Raw genomic sequence first — 20389 nt, 5'->3', positions numbered from 1 at the left:
TCGGGGAAGGGTCACATGGGTCAAATCTCAATGGAAATCTTCAGCCCAACCGGGTCAGCTCTCAGCGCAAATCAACAGGTTCGGGCCGAAGAAGGGCCCTTCAAGGGCCGCGCGTTCGGGGCCGATGTCGAAGCCTTCCGTCAGGTCGCGGATGCGGCCGGGATCCGTGGCCCTGTCGAAAGGCCCGGTATAGCCCCGCATTGCCGGGCCGGACTTGCCAAGATGCAGCGCCATCTTGTCGGATCCGGGCAGATCGAAGAAGCGGCGTGTCACATCGAAAAGGTCTTCCACCATGGCCTGCGGGATGCCGTGATTGCGGACCTGCATGAAACCCGCATTGGACAGCGCCCAGCGGATCGCCCGGGCGACGGCCATCTTGTCGGATCCGTCCAGCAGCGGGGCCAGGTCGATGACAGGGATCCGGTCAAAGCTTTCGCGCCTGTCGCGCAGCCTGTCATCCAGTCGGGCGATCAGGTCCTGGCTCATCTCGATGCTCTCCCTTGGGCGTGGCGTGGGAACATGTCACAGGGCCGCAACCCGGCCGTGTCGGGCGTCAGCAGGATAGAGACGGGGGAAGGGGCGGGCTTAGCCCGCCCGCGCGATCAGTACCACATGTCGGCCATCTGGGCCTTGCGGCGGGCCATGAAATCCAGCAGTGCCTCGTCCACCCCCGCATCCAGCGGCGGGGCCTCGTAGTCGCGCAGGATCTTCTTCCAGCGGGCATTGGCGCGCTGGGCATAGTCGATGCCGCCCTGTTCATCCCAGGTTTCCCAGGGCTGGTTGTCATCCAGCGCGCTGTCCCAATAGGCGGTTTCGTAATGCCGCAGCGTGTGCTGGGTGGAAAACAGATGCTGGCCGGGGCCGAGTTCGGCCAGCGCGTCGAAGGCCAGCGTATCCTCGTTCACGGCCATCCCGTCGAGATAGGCATGCAGCGCGCCGCACATGTCGGTGTCCATCACCAGCTTTTCGTAGGACATGGACAGAAGGCCATCGAGGAAGCCCGCCGAATGCAGCACATAGTTCGCGCCCCCCTGCACGGCGGACATCATCGACATCATGCTTTGCTGCATCGCCTGCCCGTCGGGCAGTTTCGAGGTGGAGAAGTTCCCCGCGCAGCGCAGGGGCAGGTTCAGGCGGCGCGCAAGCTGACCCATGGCGAGCGAGCCGATCGCCGGTTCGGGCGTGCCGAAGGTGGGCGAGCCGGAACGCAGCGACATGGAGGAAAAGAACGAGGCAAGGATCGCGGGCGATCCGGGCCGGACAAGCTGTGTCAGCGCGCAGGAGGCCATGGATTCCGCCAGACCCTGCGCCACCATGCCCGCGATTGTCAGCGGGGCCACCGCGCCGCCCAGCAGGAAGGGCAGGTGGATGGATCCCTGGTTCGCCGCGGCATAGGTGCGGATGCCCGCCGCCGTGACCCCGTCGATCACCAGGGGCGAGGTGGTGTTGAAATTGCCCATCACCACGCAATTGGCATCGGTGAAGGCCTCGCCGAACAGGATGCGCGCCATCTCCACGCTGTCGGCCGCCCGTTCCGGCGCGGTGATGGAGCCGAGGAACCCCCGGTCGGAATAGCGGATATGGGAATAGACCATGTCCAGATGGCGCTTGTTCACCGGCACGTCGGTCGGTTCGCAGACCGTGCCGCCGGAATGGTGCAGCCAGGGCGAGGATTGCGACAGCTTGATGAAGTTGCGGAAGTCCTCGATCGTGCCGTAGCGGCGGCCCCGGTCCAGATCCATCACGAAGGGCGATCCGTACGAGGGCGCGAAGACCACGTTCCGCCCGCCGATCCGCACGCTGTTGGCGGGGTTGCGGGCGTGCTGGGTGAATTCGGCGGGGGCCGTCTTCAGCACCTCGCGCAGCATTCCGGGTTCAAAGCGGATGCGCCAGATGCCTTCGGTCTGTTCGGTGACCTCCGCCCCGGCCTGCCTGTAAAGCCGCATCGCTTCGGCATCTTCGCGCAGTTCGATCCCGATCTCGGCAAGGATGCGGTCGGCGGTCGCCTCGATCGCGGTCAGGCTTTCGTCGGACAGGATGTCATAGGTGGGAATGCCGCGCTGGATATAGGGGCGGTGGGTGCCCTGTTCGACGCCGACCCGCGCCTCGCGCCGCTGCGACCGCCCGCCCCGCTGGCGCCGCGTGTCCTGTTGTTCCCCATCCGCCATGACCGGCCCTTTCGATAACCTGGCAGCAGGTTACGGCCATGGTGCCTTGCTGTGACGCTGGAAAGTTCTGATAGACTTGATAAACTGTGTTTATGGAAACCCTGCGCAGCCTGATCCCCTCGATCAACAGCCTTGTCGTGTTCGAAGCGGCGGGGCGGTTGTCCAGCTTTACCGCCGCCGCGCGCGAGCTTGGGATGACGCAGGCCGCCGTCAGCTATGCCATCGCCCGGCTGGAGGATCATCTGGGAACCCCGCTCTTCCTGCGCGAATACCGCCGCGTGCGGCTGAGCGAGGCGGGCGAGCAGTTCCATGCCGATGTCGCCATCGGGCTGTCGCATATCCGCCGCTCGGCGCGCGATCTGCGGGCGGTGGCGACGGGCAGCCATGTCACCCTGTCCTGTTCCACGGCCTTTGCCGCGTTCTGGATGGTGCCGCGCATGGCGCGGTTCCGGGCCGAACTGCCCGAGATCGACCTGCGCATCCAGACATCGGACCGGGATCTGGATCTGGTGGGCGAGGGGATTCCGCTGGCCGTGCGCGGCGGCGATCCGGCCGACTGGCCGCAGTATCACGCCGAGCCGCTGGCCCCGGAAGAGATCTATCCCGTCTGCGGGGCAAGTTACCTGAGCCAGGTGGCGCGGCCCGGCCGGGCCGGGGATCTGCTGTCCTGCCAGTTGATCCATCTGGAAGAGCCGTTCCGCACCGCCGCGACCTGGGCCGACTGGTTCGCCTCGGCCGGGATTTCCGGGCGACTGGCACCGAAGGGATTGCAGATCAACGATTACGTGCTGGTCGTGCAATCGGTGATCGAAGGGCAGGGGGTGGCGCTGGGCTGGCGCCATCTGGTCGAGGGGCTGGTGGAAAAGGGCGTTCTGGTGCGGCTGACCGATCACGCCCTGGCGACGGGGCTGAACTTCCACGTCATCTGGCCGCGCGACGGGGCGCTTGCGCCCCCCGCCATTGCCGTGCGCGACTGGCTGCTGGCCCAGTCGCGCCCCTAGACCGCCAGGCTGACCTTGCCCTGCGGGCGCGAACAGCAGGCCAGGATCAGGCCGGACTCGATTTCCTCGTCCGAGATGCCGCCGTTATGGACCATGACCACCTCGCCGCCGGTCTTCTGCACCTTGCAGGTGCCGCAGAGGCCGAAATTGCAGCTTGAGGGGATGTTCAGCCCCGCGCGCCGCGCCACGGCGAGGACGGTTTCCGCCCCGTCGCAGGAGACCGTCTTGCCCGCGCCTTCGAAGGTGATCTCGGCCGCGCCGGTGGGGGCGGCGGTCTCGACCGGCACTTCCTCCAGCGCGGGGGCGGCGAAGCTTTCCTCGTGATAGCGCGCCATGTCATAGCCGAGCGAGGCCAGCATTTCCCGCACCGAACGCATGAAGGGTTCGGGGCCGCAGCAGAACACCTCGCGCTCCAGATAGTCAGGCGCCATGAGGCCCAGCATGATCTGGCTCAGCCGCCCCCTGAACCCGGACCAGACTTCGAACGGGTCCACCTCTTCGACGGTGAAGCGCAGTTGCAGCCCCGGCACGCGGGCGGCGAACTGTTCCAGGCGGCGCTTGAAGATGATGTCGGCAGGCTTGCGCGCGGCATGGACGAAGGCGATGTCGGGCATCTCGCCGGAATCCCAGGCCCACATCGTCATCGACATCATGGGCGTGATGCCGGAACCGGCGGAAATGAACAGGTATTTCTTCGCCGGATGGCGGTGGAAGGTGAACTGTCCCGCCGGGCCATGCGCCTTGATCCGCATGCCGGGTTTCAGGTTGTCAAGCATCCAGCGGGTGCCGATGGAGCCGGGCTGCGCCTTGACGGTGATCGAGATCGACAGCGGCCGCGAAGGCGAGGAGGAGATGGTATAGGTCCGCGACAAGGGCCCGCCCGGAACGGGCAGGTCCAGCGTCAGGAACTGGCCCGGCTGATAGTCGAACCAGGCGCCCGAGGGCGCGCGGAAGGCGATGGTCACGGTATCGGCCGTTTCCGGGATGACCATGGCGACTTCCAGCTCTTCGCGGTCGTCCCAGGGGGCGGCGGTCCAGTTCTGGCGCTGCTTGCCCATGCGCGTCACTCCGCCGCCATGGCCTGCCCCTTGGGGGCGAGGCTGCGGATCATGCTGCGGACATACCAGTCGACGAACTGGATCACGCCGCTTTCCTGTTTCACCGAATAGGGCCCTGGTTCATAGGCGGGCGAGTTGATGCCCATCTGGTTTTCCTCGACCACGCGGCGATCCTCGTCATTCGTGGCTTCCCAGACTTCGGTCAGGCGCGTCAGATCGTAATCGCGCCCCTCGACCGCATCCTTGTGGACCAGCCATGTCGTGGTGACTTCGGTTTCCGTCGCGCTGATCGGCAGGACGCGGAAGTTCAGCACGTGGTCCGACAGGAAGTGGTTCCAGGTGTTGGGATAGTGGAAGAAGAGCAGCGTTCCCGCATTGGCAAAGGGCATCCCGGGGATCAGGGGGGCGGCGGCCTTGCCATCCATTGTGTAGCTGACGGCATCGCCCACGAAGGGGATGCGGACCAGCCGCCATTGCTCATCGCCGCCGATGACATAGCGCGAGGGCAGCCCCGCCTCTTCGCAGCGGTTCACATGGGCGGCCCCGGCGGGCGAGGAGAGGCTGTCATCGGCCCCCACAAGATCGGGATTGTCGTCGAAGGTGCGGCAGAGCGAGGGGTGCGATCCCGCGCAGTGATAGCATTCGCGGTTGTTCTCCAGCACCAGCTTCCAGTTGCCGTTCTCAATGATGCGCGACTGGTGGGCGACCTTCAGATCGGCCATGCGATGGGGGGCGGCATAACGGTCGGCGGCGGCCTTGACTTCGGCGAAATCGGGCGCGGTCTCGGCCAGGCAGACAAAGACCATGCCCGCCGCCTGCGTGCAGTGGACGGGCTTCAGCCCGTGTTTCGAGGCGTCGAATTCCGGCCCCATGTCGCGCGCCCACAGAAGGCGGCCATCGGTTTCATAGGTCCATTGGTGATAGGGGCAGACGAGTTTCACCGTATTGCCCGATGCCTTGGGGCAAAGCCGCTGGCCCCGGTGGCGGCAGACATTGTGAAAGGCGCGGATCTCGCCATCCGCGCCGCGCACGATCACCACGGGATATTTGCCCAGTTGCAGCGTGACATAGGCCCCCGGTTTGGCCAGCTCGGCGATGGAGGCGGCGAAGATCCATTCCCGGTGCCAGATCCTGTCCAGATCGGCCTCGAACAAAGCGGGGTCGGTGTAGAAGGGGCGTGCCAGCGACATGCCGGAACGCTGGGCCGAAAGAAGCGGAAGAAGATCGCTCTGGCTGGTCATCTGAAGGGTCTCCGATGGGCTGCCCGGATCGCGCCGGGCGGTGGTGCTGGCGTGAAGCTGCCCAAGCTGCGGGCGCGCTTCAACGGCATAAATCCTCGACAAAACCATAAGTCATGCTAATGCTACTTGCGGCCTTCATCAAAAAGCGACCCTCCATGGCACCCTTGCGCCGCAGCCTGCCCACCTTGAACCTGCTGTCCACCTTCGAAAGTGCTGCGCGGCTGGGAAGCTTTACGCTGGCCGCCGGGGAACTGGGCGTCACGCAGGCCGCCGTCAGCCAGCAAATCAAGGCGCTTGAACAGGAATTGAACAAGACGCTGTTCCTGCGGGCGCATCGCCGGGTGATCCTGACCCCGGCCGGGGCGGCGCTGGCCTCGACCGTGGGGGTGGCCTTTGCCCGCATGGCCGAGATGATCGAAACCCTGCGCCAGCCCGAGGTGCCCGATACCGTGGCCATCGGGGTGACGCTGGCCTTCAATCAGTTCTGGCTTATGCCAAGACTGCCCGATTTCCGGGCACGTTTTCCGCATGTCCGCCTCAGATTGGTCGCCGATGACATGCCGATGGACCTGCGGCAGGCGCGGCTTGACGTGGCGATCCGCTATGGCCTTGCGCCCTTCGAGGATGCCGTCAGCCATGCCGACAGGCCCGAATGCGCCTTTCCCGTCGCCAGCCCCGCGCTGCTGGCGCGTCTGGGCATCGAACCTGCCCGCGCCGATATCCTGCACATGCCGCTGATCGCGTCCGATATCGTGAACCCGGCCTGGATGCCCTGGCGGCAATGGGCGCGGGCGCTGCGGCTTGGCCCCGCGCTGGGGCGGGCCTCGGACATGAGCAGGCTGCGCTTCAACCACTATTCCGACACGGTGCAGGCCGCGCTGAACGGTGAAGGCGTAACGATGGGCTGGGAGGTGCTGCTGGAGGACACGCTGCGCGAGGGGCGCCTTGTGCGGCTTGGCAGCGACAGCGTGGTGCCGGAAGAGCGGTATCACCTCGTCACGCCCATCGGCCGCCAGCCCAATCCGGCGGCGCGGATCTTTCTGGACTGGATGATCGAACGGCTGGTGCCGCAGGCGGCCTGAGCGCCCCTGAAGCCTTGGGAAAACGACAGGCCGGGCGGCGATGTCGCTTTTCGGGCGGATTGCTTCGCGCCGCTTGCTGTGGCCGGGGGCCTTCGCGGCCTTTGATCCGGGCATCAGGCAGCGGGGATCATGGCATGAATGACGGGCAGGGCAGGGTGGCGCGGGCAGGCGGGCGCGGGGCGCGGCGCGCGATGCGCGCGGCCCCGGATTTCGAGATGTTGCCCGCGCTGAAGCGCGGCCTGCCGGAATGCGAACCGATGACGCCGGAACAGGTGGCGCGGATCGACGATGCGTCGATGTCGATCCTGGAAGAGGTGGGGGTGATCTTCCGCGACGACATCGCCCTTGCCGACTGGCGGCGCGCGGGGGCAAGGGTCGTGGGCGACCGGGTCTACCTGGACCGCGAGATGGTGCGCGACCTGATCTCAACCATCCCTTCGGGCTGGACCTATCGCGCGCGCAACGCCGACCGCAGCCTTCCCTTCGGAGGCAGGCATTCGATCTTTGTCCCGATGACCGGCGCGCCTTTCCTGCGCGATCTGGATGATGTGCGCCGCTGGCCCACGATTGGCGATCTGAACATGTTCCACAAACTCTCGCACATGTCGCCCGCGCTGCATTCCAGCGCGCATCACATCGTGGAGCCGATGGATGTGAAGGTCAGCCACCGCCACCTGCACATCACCTATTCCTCGATGAAATATTCCGACAAGACCTTCATGGGCATGACCACGAGCGGCAAGAACGCCGAGGACGTCATGGCCATGTGCGAGATCCTTTTCGGGCGCGAGGTGATGGAAGAAACCCCCGTCACCACCGGCAATTGCAACGGCAACTCGCCGCTTGTGTGGGATGAGACGATGCTGTCCGCCATGCGCGCCTTCATCCGGCGCAACCAGCCGGTCCTCTGCTCTCCCTTCGTGCTTGGCGGGGCGAACACGCCCGCATCTGTTGCCCCCGCCGTGGCGCAACTGAATGCCGAGGCGCTGTCGGCGCTGGCCTATACGCAGGTCATCCGCAAGGGGGCGCCTGCGATCTATGGGCATTACCTGTCGACGGTTTCCATGAAATCCGGCGCGCCGATGGCGGGGACGCCGGAGATTTCCCTGATGAACTTCATGATCGGGCAGATGGCGCGCTTCTATGGCGTGCCGTGGCGGACAAGCAACCTGCTGGGCGGGGCCAAGACCTTTGACGCGCAGGCGGGCTATGAATCGGCGATGACGATGAACGCCGTCCTGCATGCGGGGGCGAATTACATCTGGCATTCGGCGGGCTGGAACGAGGCGGGCATGCATTGTTCGGTCGCCAAGTTCGTGGTGGATGCCGAAATCTGCGCCATGGGCTATCGCATGGCCGAAGGCCCGCGCTGGGACGATTTCGAGGCAGGCCTGGCGGCGGTGCGCGATATCGGCCCCGGCGGGCATTACCTTGGCCATCCCCATACGCTGGAGAATTTCGAGCGGGCCTTCTTCATGCCCAGGCTCTTTGACAACAACTCCATCGAGCAATGGCAGGCGGAGGGATCGGTCGAGATCACCGCCCGTGCGCTGGCGCATGCCAGGGCCCTGCTGCGCGACTATGAGGAACCGAAGCTGGATGCGGGCGTGGATGAGGCGCTGCGCGATTTCATCGCCCGGCGCGAGCGCGAGATCCCGGCCGAAGACGCGCTGAATACCGAATACTGACCCCTCTCCCCACTGGCCGCCCTGCGGGGCGGCCGCTCTTTTCCCTTCAGAACACGGACTTCCCATGAAGATCGTCGAAATCCACATCCATGCCCATGATCTGCCGGTGCAGAACGGCCCCTATCGCATGTCGATGACCGAAGTCTGGACCCTGCCCACGACGCTGGTGAAGCTTGTGTCGGATACGGGCCATGTCGGCTGGGGCGAAACCTGCCCGGTGGGCGCGACCTATGCCGAGATGCATGTCGGTGGCGCACGGGCGGCGCTGGCCGCGATGGGCGAAGGCCTGATCGGCTGCGAGGTTGCCCCCCTGCCGCTGCACCGGCGTATGGACAGCCTGCTGAACGGCCACAACTATGCCAAGGCCGCCATCGACATCGCCGCGCATGATCTGATGGGCCGCGCGCTGGGCGTGCCGGTGGCCACCCTGCTGGGCGGGGCGCTGACGGATCGGATTCCGTCCTATTATTCCACCATCGTGGACAGCCCTGATGAGACCGCCCGCCTGGCCGCCGAAAAGGCGGATGAGGGCTATCCGCGCCTGCAGATCAAGGTGGGCGGCCGCCCGGTCGAGATCGACATCGAGGCCGTCCGCAAGGTGTGGGAGCGGATCCGGGGAAGGGGCATCCGCATGGCGGTGGATGGCAACCGCAGCCTGACCACGCGGGATGCGCTGACGCTGTCGCGCGAATGCCCCGACATCCCCTTCGTCATGGAACAGCCCTGCAACACGGTCGAGGATCTGCAGAAGATCCGCCCGATGCTGCGCCACGCGATCTATATGGACGAGAACAGCGTGAACCTGAACACGGTCCTCTCGGCGGTGGGAACCGGGCTGGTGGATGGGTTCGGTATGAAGGTCACGCGGATCGGTGGCCTGCAGCCGATGCGCGCCTTCCGCGACATCTGCGCCGCGCGCAACCTGCCCCATACCTGCGATGACAGTTGGGGCGGCGACATCATCGCCGCCGCCTGCGCCCATGTCGGCGCGACGGTCACCCCCCGCCTGATGGAGGGGGCATGGCTGGCCCAGCCCTATATCGAGGGGCATTACGACGACAGGAACGGGATTCGGATCGTCGGGGGACATATCGCCCTGCCCGAGGGGCCGGGTCTGGGGATCGTCCCCGATGAGGGGCTGTTCGGCGCGCCTGTGGCTTCCTACGGATAAGGGGATCGGATGATGGAATTTGCAGGAAAGACAGCGCTGGTCACGGGGGCTGCGGGCGGGATCGGGGCGGCGGTGGTGCGCGCGCTTCGGGCGCAAGGGGCCCGCGTGGCCGTGGCCGACCGCGACACCGCCGGGATCGAGGCCGAGGCGCATCTGGATGGCAACCTGCTGGACGCGGGTTATGCCGACGGGCTGGCCGCGGCGGCGGCACGGGCGCTGGGGCGGCTGGACATCGTCGTGAACAATGCGGGCGTCATCACGCGCGGCACGGTCACCGAGACCGGCGATGACGACTGGGATCTGTCGGTCGGCGTCAATGTCCAGGCCCCCTTCCGCATCAGCCGCGCGGCCATCCCGATCATGGCGGGGCAGGGCGGCGGGGCCATCATCAATGTCGCCTCCTGCTGGGGGCTGCGCCCCGGCCCGGGTCATGCCGTCTATTGCATGACGAAGGCGGCCATCGCCTCGCTCACGCAATGCATGGGGATGGATCATGCGCATCAGGGCATCCGCATCAATGCCGTCGCCCCGAACGAGGTGAACACCCCGATGCTGCGCACGGGCTTTGCGCGGCGCGGCTTCGATCCCGATACGGCGGTGGCGGAACTGGGCCGGACCGTGCCCCTGGGGCGCATCGCAGAGCCCGAGGATATCGCCGATGTGATCCTCTTCCTCGCCTCTGACGCCGCGCGCTACATGGTGGGGGCGGTGGTCGAGGTGAATGGCGGGAAGCCCGTCAAATGACGCGCTTTTCGGGAAAGGTCGCGCTGGTCACCGGTGGGCGCAGCGGCATCGGGCAGGCCATCGCGCGGCGGCTGGCGGAGGAGGGCGCGCGCGTCTTTACCGCGCAGCGCGGCAGGGATGCGGGCTTTGAGGCGATCGAGGCCGATTTCACCGATACCGCCAGCCCGGCGCAGGTGGTGGCCACGGTCATCGCCCGCGCAGGGCGGCTGGATCTGCTGGTGAACAATGCGGGCGTCATGCAGGAGGCGCGGGCGGAGGACATGCCGCTTGCCGATTGGGAACGGACGATCACCGTCAACCTGACCGCGCCCTTCCTGCTGATCCGGGCGGCGCTGCCGCATCTGCGGGCGGTGCGCGGGGCCATCGTCAATATCGGCTCCATCGAGGGGCTGGGATCGAACCCGCAACACGCGGCCTATTGCGCGTCAAAGGCCGGGTTGCACGGGCTGACGCGGGCCATTGCGGTGGATCACGGCGGCGAAGGGATCCGCTGCAATGCCGTGGCGCCGGGCTGGATCGACACGGATCTGAATGTCGGCTTCATCGAGGCGATGCCCGATCCCGTGGCCTTTCGCCGCGATATCGGCCGCATACACCCGGTCGGCCGGACGGGGCGGCCGGAAGAGGTGGCGGCGCTGGTGGCCTGGCTTGGATCGGAGGAGGCGGGCTTCGTGACAGGCCAGGTCTGGACGGTGGATGGCGGGCGCATGGCCAAGCTGAGCCTGCCCTGAAGGCGCGCCGCCGCCCTATCGCGCGCCCCATGTATCGGACAGGCGATAGCCTTCGGGCCAGGGATCGGTCGGGTCCAGCATGTGCTGATGGATGCCGGTGATCCAGCCCCGCCCGCTGATCTCGGGCAGGATGGCGGGAAGATCGCCCAGCATCGTGGTGCCAAGGATGCGCCCGGTGAAGGTGGAGCCGATGAGCGAGACCTGTGTCAGCCGGTCATCCAGCCCCATCAGCCCCCTGGCATGCAACAGCGCCATCCGCGCCGAAAGGGCCGTGCCGGTGGGCGAGCGGTCGATCTTGCCCGGCTGGATCGCCACGGCAGAACCCATGCGCAGGCCCTCTGGCCCGCGTTCCAACGGCCCGGCGAACTGGCAGAAGGAGAAATGCCGCCAGTCGGGATTGGTGGGGTGGTGGAAACCCAGCGCCTCGGTCCCCGCCTTCGCGATCCGCGCGCCCAGCACGGCCAGATCATGCGCCTCGTCCGGGGTGAGCGAAAAGCCAAGCGCCTGCGCATCCACCATCACGAAACTGTCGCCGCCAAAGGCCGTGTCCACGCTCAGCGTGCCCAGGCCTTCCACTTCAAGCGGGACGCCGATCTTCTGGGCGAAGCTGGGCAGGTTCTGCACGAAGATCCGCCGTGCCTTGCCGCCCGCGCATTCGGCACGCACCTTCACAAGGCCGCCGGGGGCCTCCAGCAGGAATTCGGTCACGGGTTCCTGCATGGGCAGGATGCCTGCATCCAGCAGGACGGTGGCCACGCAGATGGAGTTGGAGCCGGACATGGGCGGCGTGTCTTCGGGTTCCATTATGATGAAGGCCGCCGCCGCATCGGGATGTTTCGGCGGCACCAGCAGGTTCACATGGCGAAAGACCCCGCCGCGCGGTTCGTTCAGCACGAAGTTCCGAAGCCTGCCGTCGCGGGCGATGAAGCGCGACTGGTCCCAGAGCGTGGCCCCGGGCGGCGGGGCCACGCCACCCACGATCACATCGCCGACCTCGCCCTCGGCATGGGCCGAGATGACATGGATGATCCTGCCGGTCTGCATGCCCCTATTCCCGTCCCGCGCGCCATTCCTTCCAGCGCAGATAAAGGGTCGCGCCCAGGGTGGAAAGCGGTTCCGGCGGCAGGCGGGCGGGGTCCGGCTCGGACAGGAAATGCGCCGTCAGCGCGCTTTGCCGGCCGCTGGCAAGTTCGGCGGCGGCGATCCCGGTCAGCGTGCTGCGCGCGGTGCCAAGCCCGTTGCAGACGGCGGCGGCATAGAGGCCCGGTTCAAGTTCGCGCATGAGAGAGACCGCGTTCTTCGTCAGGCACAGATGCCCGGCCCAGGTGTATTCCATCGCCATGCCGCGCAGTTGCGGAAAACGGTCCGCGAATTTGCGGCGATGCACGGCGGCGGCGCGCTTCAGGGTGGCGCCTGTCGGCTCCATCCCCGGCTCGAAGCTGGCGCAGGTGCGGGTGATGATGCGGTGGCCGCCCTGGCCTGTGTCGATCCGGCGCATGGTGGTTCCCATCGGATCCGCGGGCGTGACCCCCCATCGCGGCTGTCCGCCAAGGGCCCTTTGCGCCGAGGCATCCAGTTCGCCCGTCATCGAGGCATAGAGGAAAACATGCATCAGCCGGTTGCGGGCAAAGCCAAAGCTTTCCAGATGGCCGTTATTGGCAAGGATCACCCGCCCGGCGCTGACGCGCCCCGCGGGGGTGGCGATCTGCCAGCCCGCGCCCTGACGGCTGATCGCGGTGACGGGGGTTCGTTCGCAGACCACGACCCCCGCGCGGCGCAGCCCTTCGCCCAGGCCCCGGATATATCCCGCCGGTTGCAGCATCACCGTGCCGGGCGTGTAAAGCCCCGAGACATAATGCCTGCTGCCCGTCACCTCGGCCATGGCCTGCGCGTCAAGGTGCTGGCTGGCTTCGCCCAGCCCTGCCAGATGCCGGGCATAGGAGCGGTTCAGCGCATCCGCCGCCTCGCTGGCCGCGCCATTGATCTTGCCAGCCGGATCAAAGAAGTTCGGGTCGATCCCGAATTCCTCGACCGCGCGGGCGGCAAAGGCGATGGCCTGACGGTTCAGCGCGATCATCGCGCGATCGTCGCCATGGCCGGCATAATCGTCCGAGGTCAGTTCGTGTGGCAGGTCGATCATGAAGCCGGAATTGCGCCCTGATGCCCCTTCGGCCAGTCGGCCCGCCTCCAGCACCGCGATCCGCGCGCCGGGGTTCAGCGCGCGCAGGGCCTGCGCGGCGGACAGGCCCGCAAAACCGCCGCCGATGATGGCGAAATCGGCGGTCATGTCGCCCTGCAACGGGATCGGGGCGGGCTGCCCGGGCAGGATGGCCGACCAGGCGGCCGTGCCCTTCTGCGAAGGTGTCCTGCGGGCCTGATGCAGGGTCATTCCGGATCCCCGGTGCCGCGGGTCAGGCCAAGCCGCGGGCGAAAGCTGTCCAGCCCGCGGATCAGGTCGGCCTTGGCGGGCGCCATCGCGGCCCGCAGCGTGGCGTTCAATCCGCCCTCGGTCGAAAGCTTGCGCAGCGCCTCGGCCAATTCGCCGCCCTGCGCGCGGGCGGGAAGATAGCAGCGGATCATGGCGGCGACATGGGCCTCGGCCCCGGCCGGATCGCCGGTGAAACCCGCCAGCCATCCCGCTGCGGCCTGCAACTGGTCAAGGATCGGCGAGCAGAGGGCCGATACCCCCAGATGGGCCTGAAGTGCCTCTTCGTCCGGCACGGCAAGGACGGGGTTGCGCGCGCCGAACAGCGCCTCAAGCACGGGGGAGGGCGGATAGACGGGCAGGGGGCAGCCCCCATCGACGATGGGGGGCAGCGGAATGGTGATCGCGATGTCGGTGGCAGGCGCGCAGAGGCGGCGAAGCATGGCAAGGGGCGCGTCCACCATCACCGAAATCACGCTCTGGCCTTGGCGGAAGGGCAGGCCGGGCAGCACGTCCTCCGCGACACGCGCCAGCAGGCAGAGGAAGACGATATCCGATCCCTCCACCACCCTTTCGTTGGGGGCGATGCGCACCTCCGGCAGTTCGGCCAGCGCCGCCGCCACCGCCGCATTGCGGGGCGAGATCAGGAAGCTGTGCCCCTGGCCCTGCAAGGCCCGCAGCAGGGCCGAGGCGATCTCTCCCGTGCCGAGAAAGCCGATCCGTGCCATCAGGCCACCGCCGCGTCGCCGTCATCGGCCAGATCGACCCAGATGGTCTTGATCTGGGTATACTGGTCATGCGCATGGATGCCATTGTCGCGGCCCCCGAAGCCCGAGGCCTTGAACCCGCCGAAGGGGGTGGAGATGTCGCCTTCGCCGAAGCTGTTCACGGTGACGGTTCCGGCGCGGATCGCCCGCGCGCCACGGATGGCACGTTTGACATTCGCCGTGAAGATCGAGGCGGCGAGGCCGTATTCCGTGTCATTGGCCAGCGCGATGGCCTCGTCAAGGCTGTCCACGGTCAGGACTGACAGGACGGGGCCGAAGATTTCCTCGCGCGCCTGTTTCGCCGCGCGGTCGGTGACGTCGAGGATGGTGGGTTCAACGAAACCGCCTTCGGCCTTGCCGCCCATGACGACCTTGGGCCCTTTCGACAGGTAGGAGGCCACCTTGTCGAAATGCGCCCGGCTGACCAGCGCGCCCACGCGGTTGACGGGATCCAGCGGGTCGCCCATCGGCCATTCGCGCAGGTGCGCCTTGATGCGGTCCAGAAGCGCGTCCTTCACGCCCCGCTGCACGATCAGGCGGGAGGTGGCCGAGCAGTTCTCGCCCATGTTCCAGAAGGCCCCGTTCACGATATGGGCGGCGACGCGATCCAGGTTCTCGGCATCGTCCAGAACCACGGCGGGGTTCTTGCCGCCCATTTCCAGCGTGACTTCCTTCATGTTGGACTCGGCTGCATAGCGCAGGAAGCGGCGGCCCGTCGCGGTGGACCCGGTGAAGGAAACCGCGTCAATGTCCATGTGCCGGCCGATGGGTTCGCCCACCTCGGCCCCGCCGCCCGGCAACACGTTGAACACGCCCGCCGGGATCCCTGCCTCCATCGCCAGTTCGGCGACGCGCAGCGTGGTGAGCGAGGTTTCCAGCGCCGGCTTCACGATCACCGAACAGCCCGCCGCCAATGCAGGGCCGATTTTCCATGCAAGCATCAGAAGTGGAAAGTTCCACGGCAGGACGAGGCCCACCACACCCACGGGTTCACGCAGGATCATGGCGATGTGGTTGTCCGAGGCGGGGGCGACCTGATCATAGATCTTGTCGATCAGTTCCGCATGCCATGTCAGGCAGTGGATGGTTTCGGGAAGGTCCACCTGTTCGCAGTCAAAGATGGTCTTGCCACTGTCGAGGCTTTCCATGACGGCGAGTTCGCGGGCGTTGCGCTTGATCAGCTTTGCCAGCCTGATCAGCACCTCTTTCCGGTCGCGCGGGTGCAGGCGGGACCAGCGGCCATCCTCGAAGGCGTCGCGGGCCTTCTGCGCGGCAAGGTCCACGTCCGCGGCGTCGCAGGATGCGACACGCGCCAGCACCTCGCCCGTGGCGGGATTGACCGTGTCGAAGGTCTTGCCGGAAAGGGCAGGGCGGAAGCTGCCGTCGATGAAGGCTTGCGTCGGGAAGGTCAGACCCTTGGCGATGGCCTTGTATTCTTCGGTTGTCAGAAGGGTCATCGTCTTACTCCGCCTCGATCTCGGCCACGGTGCGTTGCAGCACGCGCACCACCTGTTCCAGTTGCCGCTTGTCGTCCTTGTTCAGCCCCTTCAGGGGCGGGCGCGGCGGGCCTGCGTATTGGCCCCGCATCTCGCAGCCGTGCTTGATGCACTGGATGAACTTGCCGCCCTGTTCCAGCACCCGCATCAGGGGCATCATGGCCGACATGATGCGCCGCCCCTTGGCGAAATCGCCCTCCACCGCGCAAGCGCGCCAGAGGGCCAGGTGTTCCTTCGCCAGGAAATTCGACCCGCCGCAGACCCAGCTTCGCGCGCCCCAGGCGAAGAATTCCAGCGCCTGATCGTCCATCCCGCAGGACATCTGGACATGCGGATAGTCGCGCGCCAGCAGATGCACGCGGTTGATGTCGCCCGAGCTTTCCTTGATGGCGCAGAAGTTGCGCGACCTGCCGACGCGGTCGAGGAAGTCCTCGCCCATGTTGATGCCCATGCGGCCGGGATAGTTGTAAAGCATGATGGGAAGGTCCGCCGCGCGGTCGATCGCCAGCGCGTTCAGCGCGTTTTCCTGTTCCGTCGGCACCGAATAGGGCGGCGACCCGACAAGGATGCTGTCCGCCCCGATCCTGGCCGCATGTTCCGCCATGGTGAGGGAATCCTCCAGCCGGATCGCCACCGTGCCCACCATCAGATGCACCCGGCCCCGCGTCAGTTCGCGGGCGAGGGTGGCCATCTCAAGCCGCTCTTCCATCGACTGGGCATAGTATTCCCCGGTCGATCCGCCATTGATCAGGCCATGCACGCCTGCTTCGATCAGCCAGTCGATCTGGGCCGCAAAGGCATCGCGGTCGATGGAGCCGTCTTCCCGGTGGGGGGTGATGACGGGCGTGTAGATGCCTTCGAACCTCATGGCGTTCCTTGTTCCTATCTGGCCCCGGGCGCACGGCCGAGGGGGATCTGCATGCTTTCCGGCGCGACGTAGCTTTCGATCTGCGCGCGCGACAATTCCCAATGCGCCACGGCAAGATCGGCCGCGGCATCGGCATCGCCCGCCTCGATCAGGGCGATGAATTCGTCATGCTGATCGGCGGCGATGGACTGGGTTTCCGCCAGATGTGCGCGGCGGGGATTGTAGAAGGTCATGCCGATGCGGGTATGGTCGATCAGCAGCCGCCGCAGGCTGGGCATGAGGAATTCGTTGTCGGCCATCTCGCCGATGACGGAATGGAAACGCTCGTTCTCCAGCGCGCGGTCGGCGGCATTGCCGGTGCGGATCGCGGCGCGGAAGGCCATCTGCACCTGCTTCAGCCGGTCCAACTGGGCGGTGGTCGCATGTTCGGCGGCCAGCCGCGTGACGCCCGCATAGATCATCGGGGCCGCGACAAAGAAGTTGCGCAGGGTCTTGTGCGTCATCGGTGCGACCTGGGCGCCGCGATTCTCGATCAGGAGGACATAGCCTTCGCCCGCCAGCTGCCGCAGCACCTCACGCAGGGGGGGGCGGGAAATGCCATAGGATTCAGACAGTTCCGTCTCGTCCAGATAGGTGCCCGGCTCAAGGTGCTGCGTCAGGATCTTGCGGCGCAAGTCCTCGGCACAGATCGTTTTCCTGCTGCGGCTCTCGGCTTCCAAGACGGCTCTCCTGTCCCTGACACAAACGGCTTTCGCGCTGTGAATCAGGTAGCGTGTCTTCTGTGTAGGCGAATAAAATACATATTGTCTACTATGAAGTTTTATGTTTGTAGTCTGTTAACAGGGGAGAATCCGAATGACCGACCAAGAGGACGTCATCCGTTGCGAAGGGATCTGGAAGATCTTCGGCGACAAGTCGCGTCAGGCGATGGAAGCCGTGCGCAGGGATGGTCTTTCCAAGAAGGACATCCGTGAAAAGTTCGACTGCGTGGTGGGCGTGCAGGATGCCAGCTTCAGCGTGGGTCGGGGCGAGATCTTCTGCATCATGGGCCTGTCCGGTTCGGGCAAGTCGACGCTGATCCGCCACATCAACCGGCTGATCGAGCCGACCTCGGGCGCGGTCTTCATCGAAGGCCAGAACGTCAATGCCATGAACCCCGAGGCGCTGCGCCGCCTGCGGGCGGAAAAGATCGGCATGGTGTTCCAGTCCATGGCGCTGATGCCGCATCGGACGGTGCGCGATAACGTGGCCTTTTCGCTGGAAGTGCGCGGCGTGGCCGAGGCCGAGAGGGCAAGGGTCGCCGCCCGTGCCATCGACATGGTGGATCTGACGGGCTGGGACCGGAAGTATCCCGACGAACTGTCGGGCGGCATGCAGCAGCGCGTGGGGCTGGCGCGTGCGCTCGCGGCGGATCCGACGATCCTTCTGATGGATGAACCCTTTTCCGCCCTCGATCCGCTGATCCGGCGGCAGTTGCAGGGCACGTTCATGGAATTGTCGGCGGAACTGCACAAGACGACCGTCTTCATCACCCATGACCTCGATGAGGCGATCCGCATCGGCGACCGCATCGCCATCATGAAGGACGGGGTTCTGGTGCAGATCGGCACGCCCGAAGAGATCGTCACCCGGCCTGCGGATGACTATGTGGCCGATTTCGTGGCTGGCATCTCGAAGCTGGACCTCGTAACCGCAGCGCGCATCATGCAGCCGCTGGCCGCCTATGTGCAGGCGCACGGGCCGCAGGACACCTCTGCATGGCCTGTCGGCAAGCCGGGCTGCAAGCTGAACGAACTGGTCGACCTCGCCGTCGGCACCGATCACCCGATCCTGATCGCCGCCGATGGCGCAGCCGTGGGCGTGGTGACCAAGCGCGCGCTTCTGCGCGGCATCCAGGGACGCGACGAGGAAAGGGCTGCCTGATGGCCGATACCGCATTCGACTGGCTCAACCCCTTTGCCTCGGTCGATCTGGGCATCGCCACCTGGGCGGACGGGATCAAGCAATGGGCGATTTCCAACCGTGAACTGATCCAGCCGATCAAGCGCTTCTTCGAAACGGTGATCGTGGGCATCGAACATGCGCTGCAATCCATCCCGCCCCTGGTGATGCTGGCGATCCTGGTGCTGATCGCCTGGCAGGCTGCCGGGCGGCGCGGTGCCATCGTCGTGGGGATCTGCCTTGGCATCCTCGGCCTTCTGGCACCCGAGGCCTGGGGCCTTGCGATGACGACGCTGGCCATCGTCACCGCCTCGGTCATCCTCTGCGTGGCCATCGGCCTGCCGCTGGGCGTGCTGGCGGGCAAGAACGACAGGTTCGAGGCGATCATCCGGCCCGTTCTCGACACGATGCAGACGATCCCCGCCTTCGTCTATCTCGTTCCCGTGGTGATGATGATCGGCATCGGCAACGTCTCGGGCGTGATCGTGACGATCATCTTCGCCTTGCCGCCGCTGGTGCGGCTGACCTCGCTTGGCATCCGGGGGGTGAACCCTTCGGTGGTCGAAGCCGCGCGCGCCTTTGGCGCCTCGCCGGGCCAGATCCTGCGCAAGGTCGAACTGCCGCTGGCGACGCCCACGATCCTTGCCGGGCTGAACCAGACCATCATGCTCAGCCTGTCGATGGTGGTGATCGCCTCGATGATCTCGGTCAAGGGACTGGGCAACGAGGTGCTGCGCGCCATGGGGCGGCTGGATGCGGGCAAGGCCATCGTGGGCGGCCTTGGCATCGTGATGCTGGCCATCGTGCTGGACCGCATCACCCAGGGGCTTGGCCGGTCGGGCCGGGACCGGGGGCACCTCATGTGGTGGCAGACGGGCCCTGTCGGGCTGATCACCGCGCTGTTCAAAAAGCAGACCTGAAAACAACCAGAAACCACCTCAAGACCACCTCATAACCAACTGGGAGCAAAAGATGAAACTCTTCATGACCACGGCGATGACCCTGGCCCTTGCCCTGCCGGCCTTCGCGCAGGACAAGCCCGGCGAAGGCGTCACCGTCCGCCCGATCCTGTCGACGCAGATCGAGGAGCATATGCAGCACCTCGTCCTGTTCAAGGCGCTGGAGGATCTGGGCTATACCATCGCCGAACCGAACGAGGCCGAATACCAGACCATGCACCTTGCCGTGGGTGCGGGGGATGCGGATTTCATGGCCGTCAGCTGGGAAGTGCTGCATGACGCCTTTTTCCAGGAAGCCGGCGGCGAGGCGGTGATGACCAAGGTCGGCACCTATATCGACGGCGCGATCCAGGGCTACATGGTGGACAAGGCCAGCTATGACGCAGGCGTGACCGATCTGTCGATGCTGAAGGATCCGGCCGTGGCCGCGCGCTTTGATGCCGATGGCGATGGCAAGGCCGATCTGGCCGGCTGCATTCCGGGCTGGGGCTGCGAAAGGGTGATCGAGACCCATCTCGATGCGCTGGGTCTGCGCGACACCGTCACCCACAACCAGGGCGCCTATCCGGCCATCATCGGCGACGCGATGGCACGCAAGGACAATGGCGGGTCGATCCTTTACTACACCTGGGTTCCCTACTGGGTGGCGGGCGAACTGGTTCCCGGCACCGATGCCGAATGGCTTTCGGTTCCCGCAGGCACCCCGCTGCCCGATGGCGCGACGGCCAATACCGAGTTCAACGGCAAGAATCTGGGCTTTGCCGTGGATTCGATCCGTGTCGTGGCCCGCAACGACTTCCTCGAGGCCAACCCGGCAGCCCGCGCCCTTTTCGAAGCGGCGAGGATGGACATCAATGACGTCTCGGCCGAGGCGCTGCGCATCTCCAACGGCGAGGACAAGCCCGAAGACCTGCAGCGCCATGCCGAGGAATGGATCGCCGCGCATCAGGCCGATTATGATGCCTGGCTGGCAGCCGCCCGCGCCGCAGCACAATAAGCGAAACGGGAAGGGGGGCACTGCTGCCCCCCTTCTTCACCCAGCCAGGCCC

General features: G+C 66.2%; 19 protein-coding genes. 9 read left to right on the top strand and 10 right to left on the bottom strand.

The genetic code is table 11. The annotated features are described in order from the left end of the window. Positions 1–54: 54 nt before the first annotated feature. Positions 55–486, bottom strand: coding sequence for a 2-oxoglutarate and iron-dependent oxygenase domain-containing protein (locus G5V65_RS12760; protein WP_165050665.1), 432 nt, complete (start codon positions 484–486; stop codon positions 55–57). Between the two features lie 116 nt (positions 487–602). Next, positions 603–2168 carry a trimethylamine methyltransferase family protein gene (locus tag G5V65_RS12755; RefSeq protein WP_165050662.1) on the bottom strand — a complete coding sequence of 522 codons (1566 nt, stop codon included), beginning with the start codon at positions 2166–2168 and terminating at the stop codon, positions 603–605. A gap of 92 nt (positions 2169–2260) precedes the next feature. On the opposite strand from G5V65_RS12755, the gene G5V65_RS12750 reads away from it, so the two are divergent. Further along, positions 2261–3169, top strand: coding sequence for a LysR substrate-binding domain-containing protein (locus G5V65_RS12750; RefSeq protein WP_165050661.1), 909 nt, complete (start codon positions 2261–2263; stop codon positions 3167–3169). On the opposite strand, the gene G5V65_RS12745 is transcribed toward G5V65_RS12750, so the two are convergent. Next, positions 3166–4227 carry a hybrid-cluster NAD(P)-dependent oxidoreductase gene (locus G5V65_RS12745; RefSeq protein ID WP_165050659.1) on the bottom strand — a complete coding sequence of 354 codons (1062 nt, stop codon included), beginning with the start codon at positions 4225–4227 and terminating at the stop codon, positions 3166–3168. The two genes, G5V65_RS12750 and G5V65_RS12745, sit on opposite strands and share 4 nt — an antisense overlap. Positions 4228–4232: 5 nt before the next feature. Beyond that, on the bottom strand, positions 4233–5468 hold the full coding sequence (locus tag G5V65_RS12740; protein WP_165050657.1) for an aromatic ring-hydroxylating oxygenase subunit alpha: 1236 nt from the start codon (positions 5466–5468) through the stop codon (positions 4233–4235). A 155-nt stretch (positions 5469–5623) separates the two neighbouring features. Here G5V65_RS12740 and G5V65_RS12735 point away from each other — a divergent pair, with 155 nt between their 5' ends. From G5V65_RS12735 to G5V65_RS12715, 5 genes are all read left to right on the top strand, one after another. Continuing rightward, positions 5624–6550 carry a LysR substrate-binding domain-containing protein gene (locus G5V65_RS12735; protein WP_165050655.1) on the top strand — a complete coding sequence of 309 codons (927 nt, stop codon included), beginning with the start codon at positions 5624–5626 and terminating at the stop codon, positions 6548–6550. A gap of 134 nt (positions 6551–6684) precedes the next feature. Beyond that, positions 6685–8238, top strand: coding sequence for a trimethylamine methyltransferase family protein (locus G5V65_RS12730; RefSeq protein ID WP_165050653.1), 1554 nt, complete (start codon positions 6685–6687; stop codon positions 8236–8238). Between the two features lie 64 nt (positions 8239–8302). Beyond that, a complete protein-coding gene (locus tag G5V65_RS12725; protein ID WP_165050650.1) occupies positions 8303–9409 on the top strand; it encodes a mandelate racemase/muconate lactonizing enzyme family protein in 1107 nt (368 codons plus the stop codon). Positions 9410–9418: 9 nt separating this feature from the next. Continuing rightward, positions 9419–10153: an SDR family NAD(P)-dependent oxidoreductase gene (locus G5V65_RS12720; protein WP_165050648.1), complete on the top strand. Its 735-nt coding sequence runs from the start codon at positions 9419–9421 to the stop codon at positions 10151–10153. Next, on the top strand, positions 10150–10884 hold the full coding sequence (locus tag G5V65_RS12715; protein WP_165050646.1) for an SDR family NAD(P)-dependent oxidoreductase: 735 nt from the start codon (positions 10150–10152) through the stop codon (positions 10882–10884). Before G5V65_RS12720 ends, G5V65_RS12715 begins: the two co-directional genes overlap by 4 nt. Before the next feature lie 15 nt (positions 10885–10899). Here the strand turns inward: G5V65_RS12715 and G5V65_RS12710 are convergent, their stop codons facing one another. Genes G5V65_RS12710 through G5V65_RS12685 form a run of 6 tightly spaced genes read right to left on the bottom strand, consistent with a single transcriptional unit; the run spans position 10900 to position 17159 of the window. Then, the gene (locus G5V65_RS12710) at positions 10900–11928 is read right to left on the bottom strand and encodes a trans-3-hydroxy-L-proline dehydratase (protein WP_165050644.1); all 1029 of its coding nucleotides are present in this window, start codon (positions 11926–11928) and stop codon (positions 10900–10902) included. A gap of 4 nt (positions 11929–11932) precedes the next feature. Then, on the bottom strand, positions 11933–13273 hold the full coding sequence (locus tag G5V65_RS12705) for an NAD(P)/FAD-dependent oxidoreductase (protein ID WP_165050642.1): 1341 nt from the start codon (positions 13271–13273) through the stop codon (positions 11933–11935). Next, the gene (locus G5V65_RS12700) at positions 13270–14037 is read right to left on the bottom strand and encodes an NAD(P)-binding domain-containing protein (protein ID WP_165050640.1); all 768 of its coding nucleotides are present in this window, start codon (positions 14035–14037) and stop codon (positions 13270–13272) included. Before G5V65_RS12700 ends, G5V65_RS12705 begins: the two co-directional genes overlap by 4 nt. After that, the gene (locus G5V65_RS12695) at positions 14037–15533 is read right to left on the bottom strand and encodes an aldehyde dehydrogenase (protein WP_165050637.1); all 1497 of its coding nucleotides are present in this window, start codon (positions 15531–15533) and stop codon (positions 14037–14039) included. The genes G5V65_RS12700 and G5V65_RS12695 overlap by 1 nt, the downstream gene beginning before the upstream one ends. A gap of 4 nt (positions 15534–15537) precedes the next feature. Beyond that, positions 15538–16440 carry a dihydrodipicolinate synthase family protein gene (locus G5V65_RS12690; RefSeq protein WP_165050635.1) on the bottom strand — a complete coding sequence of 301 codons (903 nt, stop codon included), beginning with the start codon at positions 16438–16440 and terminating at the stop codon, positions 15538–15540. A gap of 14 nt (positions 16441–16454) precedes the next feature. Further along, entirely contained in the window at positions 16455–17159 is a 705-nt protein-coding gene (locus G5V65_RS12685) for a GntR family transcriptional regulator (RefSeq protein WP_165050632.1), read from the bottom strand. 136 nt (positions 17160–17295) lie between these two features. Here G5V65_RS12685 and G5V65_RS12680 point away from each other — a divergent pair, with 136 nt between their 5' ends. The 3 genes from G5V65_RS12680 to proX are packed head-to-tail and all read left to right on the top strand — an operon-like array spanning position 17296 to position 20337. Further along, a complete protein-coding gene (locus G5V65_RS12680; RefSeq protein WP_165050630.1) occupies positions 17296–18363 on the top strand; it encodes a quaternary amine ABC transporter ATP-binding protein in 1068 nt (355 codons plus the stop codon). Then, a complete protein-coding gene (locus G5V65_RS12675) occupies positions 18363–19301 on the top strand; it encodes an ABC transporter permease (RefSeq protein ID WP_165050627.1) in 939 nt (312 codons plus the stop codon). Before G5V65_RS12680 ends, G5V65_RS12675 begins: the two co-directional genes overlap by 1 nt. A 52-nt stretch (positions 19302–19353) precedes the next feature. Next, positions 19354–20337, top strand: coding sequence for a glycine betaine/L-proline ABC transporter substrate-binding protein ProX (gene proX, locus G5V65_RS12670; protein ID WP_165050625.1), 984 nt, complete (start codon positions 19354–19356; stop codon positions 20335–20337). Positions 20338–20389 lie beyond the last annotated feature (52 nt).

Source organism: Paragemmobacter kunshanensis (assembly GCF_011059185.1).
Taxonomy (GTDB): domain Bacteria; phylum Pseudomonadota; class Alphaproteobacteria; order Rhodobacterales; family Rhodobacteraceae; genus Paragemmobacter; species Paragemmobacter kunshanensis.
This window is presented reverse-complemented; position numbering and strand designations above follow the sequence as displayed.